Here is a 2,947-nt window from a genome sequence, read left to right as displayed (position 1 = left end):
GGACTGGTCGACGGCAAGGCCGGCAAGGGCCTTGCCGTCGACCAGTCCTCCGAGGCCGTCGAGAAGGCGTACCGCACGCAGGTCGAGACCGGCACGACCCCCGCCGTGAGCCTGCCGACCACCGCCAAGGAGCCGTCGGTCGACAAGGCCGAGGTCGACCGGTTCATGAAGGAGTTCGCGCAGCCGGCGATGTCCGGCATCGTCACCGTGCAGACGGACGCCGCGCACAGTGTGAAGCTCAGCCCCGAGAACTCCCTCTGGAAGTTCCTCACCGTCAAGGCCGTCGACGGCAAGCTCGTCGACTCCTACAACGAGAAGGCGCTGGTGGAGCTCTACGGCGGCACCTTCAACGGCGTCCTGATCACCCGGGCCAACGGCGAGAAGACCCCGGTCAACGCCAAGGACGTCTACGGCGCCCTCCGGCTGGCCCTCAAGAGCAAGACCGACCGGGTCGCCGTGATCGACACGAACCCGACCTGACCGAGCACCGCGAGCAGGGGGCACCCGGTGGCACACCGGGTGCCCCCTGCTCGTGTGTCACCCCTGGCGGTATGACTTCTGTCATGCGGCACACAGGACCACCGACACTGCCGCCGAGGGGCCCCGCGCGGACACCCTGGTTCCCATGACGACAACAGCGGTCACGACCACCCCGGTGGTCGGGTTCGAGCGGGTGGGCAAGACCTACGGGAGCGTGCGGGCGGTCGACGGACTGACGCTCGCGCTGCACCCGGGGGAGACCGTCGCCCTGCTCGGCCCGAACGGCGCGGGCAAGTCCACCACCCTCGACCTCCTCCTCGGCCTGAAGCAGCCCGACACCGGCACCGTCCGCGTCCTCGGCACCAGCCCCCGCGAGGCGATCGTCGCGGGCCGCGTCGGCGCCATGCTGCAGAGCGGCGGCCTCATGGACGAAGTCACCGTCGCCGAGCTGGTCCGCCTGGCCTGCTCCCTGCACCCCCGGCCGTACCCGGTGTCGGAGGTGCTCGCCCGCGCGGGCGTCACCCGGATCGCCGACCGCAAGGTCGACAAGCTCTCCGGCGGCCAGGCCCAGCGCGTCCGCTTCGCCCTCGCCACGGCCGGCGACAGCGACCTGATCGTCCTGGACGAGCCCACCACCGGCATGGACGTCACCACCCGCCAGGCGTTCTGGGCGACCATGCGCGAACAGGCCGACCAGGGCCGCACGGTCCTCTTCGCCACGCACTACCTCGAAGAGGCCGACGCCGTCGCCGACCGCGTCCTCGTCCTGCACCGCGGCCGACTGCTGGCCGACGGCACCGCCGCCGAGATCAAGGCGAAGGCCGGCGCCCGCAGGATCTCCTTCGACCTGCCCGACGCCCCGATCGACGAGGACCGCCTGCGGGGCCTGCCCTTCCTCGCCACCCTCGACGTGTCCGGCCGTACCGTCCGCATCCAGTCCACCGACGCCGACGCGACCGTCCACGCCCTGTACGGCCTCGGCCTGTACCCCCGCAACCTCGAAGTGGCCGGACTCGGCCTCGAACAGGCATTCATGACGATCACCGCCGCCGAGGAGGCGAAGTCGACGTGCTGACCACCCTCGCCTCGTGGGGCCTCATCAAGCTGGAACTCACCCGGGCCCTGCGCAACCGCAAGTTCCTGTTCTTCTCGGTGCTCTACCCGTCGCTGCTGTTCCTGCTGATCGCCGGCAGCGCGAGCACCACCGAGAAGATCGACGGCACCGGCCTGACCCTGCCGACGTACATGATGGTCTCCATGGCCTCCTTCGGCGCCCTGACGGCCGTCCTGATGGGCAACAGCGAGCGCATCGCCAAGGAACGCGAGAGCGGCTGGGTACGCCAGCTGCGGCTGACGACCCTGCCGGGGCGCGGCTACGTCCTCGCGAAGACCGCGAGCGCGGCCGTGGTCAGCCTGCCCTCCATCGTGATCGTCTTCGTGGTGGCGGCCCTCGTGAAGGACGTCCGCCTGGACGCCTGGCAGTGGCTCGCCCTGACCGGCGCGATCTGGGCCGGCAGCCTCGTCTTCGCCGCACTCGGCGTCGCCATCGGCTACCTCGCCTCCGGCGACGCGGTCCGCCGCCCCGTCACGATGATCGTCTACTTCGGTCTGTCGATGCTCGGCGGCCTGTGGATGCCGACGACGACGTTCCCCCAGTGGCTCCAGGACATCGCCAGGTGGCTGCCCACCCACGCGTACGCCTCCCTCGGCCGGGCCATCGAGCAGAGCCACGCCCCGCACACCACGGACCTCCTCGTCCTGGCCGTCTCCTTCGCCCTGTTCGCGGGCGGCGCGGCCTGGCTCTACCGGAAGGACACGCTGAAGGCGTGAGCGGCGTCGGCATCGGGCAGCGCCCGCAGAACGGCAGACAGCGGGCGATGAAGTTCCTCTGGACCGGGATCTGGCTCGCCTATCTGAGCGCCCCCGTGACGGACCTGCTGCACGGGGGCCACAGCGCCGGGGTCCGCCTCCTCGGCTGGATCGGCCTGGCGGCCTTCGTCGCCTGGTACTTCGTGCTGATCTTCCGCACCGGCCGCGGCGAGACCAACCGCCTGGTCCTCGGCTCCCTCGCCGTGCTCGCCGCCCAGTCCACGGTCCTGGCCCTCACCCTCGGCCGCGAGTGGCTCGTGCTGTTCGTCTACGTGTCGGTCGCGTCAGGCGCCGCGCTCCCGCTGCGCCTGGCCCGGCTGACGATCCCGGCCTGCTCCGCGCTGCTGACGGCCGTCGCCCTCTCCGTGCCCGACGGGGAGGCGTATCTGGCCTCCCTGCTCCTCCCGGCCCTCCTCGGCGGCTTCTCCATGGCCGGCGTGCGCGAACTCATCCACACGACCCGTGAGCTCCGGGAGGCCCGGGCGACGGTGGCCCAGCTGGCGGCGAACGAGGAGCGCCTGCGCCTCGCCCGCGACCTGCACGACCTCCTCGGCCACTCCCTGTCCCTGATCACCCTCAAGAGCGAGCTGGCGGGCCG

General features: G+C 71.4%; 3 protein-coding genes and 1 pseudogene. All 4 read left to right on the top strand.

What is annotated here, in order from left to right:
- Nucleotides 1-480, top strand: a pseudogene (locus AOK23_RS42210) (hypothetical protein); the annotation flags it as partial.
- Between the two features lie 145 nt (nucleotides 481-625).
- Nucleotides 626-1,555 (top strand): ABC transporter ATP-binding protein, encoded by a 930-nt coding sequence (locus AOK23_RS42205; protein WP_055717681.1) that lies wholly within the window; start codon nucleotides 626-628, stop codon nucleotides 1,553-1,555.
- Entirely contained in the window at nucleotides 1,549-2,310 is a 762-nt protein-coding gene (locus AOK23_RS42200; protein ID WP_055717680.1) for an ABC transporter permease, read from the top strand. The genes AOK23_RS42205 and AOK23_RS42200 overlap by 7 nt, the downstream gene beginning before the upstream one ends.
- Nucleotides 2,307-2,947: histidine kinase (locus tag AOK23_RS42195; protein ID WP_240496825.1), on the top strand; the 641-nt coding region annotated here is incomplete at its 3' end. The genes AOK23_RS42200 and AOK23_RS42195, both read left to right, overlap by 4 nt.

It is taken from the genome of Streptomyces torulosus, assembly GCF_001419765.1.
Classification (GTDB): Bacteria; Actinomycetota; Actinomycetes; order Streptomycetales; family Streptomycetaceae; genus Streptomyces; species Streptomyces torulosus.
Note: the sequence above shows the minus strand (reverse complement) of the source record. Positions and strands in the feature narration are given on the sequence as shown.

Excerpts from the sequence above, each read along its gene's own strand:
- AOK23_RS42205 (WP_055717681.1), top strand. The coding sequence starts at position 626 with ATGACGACAACAGCGGTCACGACCACCCCGGTGGTCGGGTTCGAGCGG.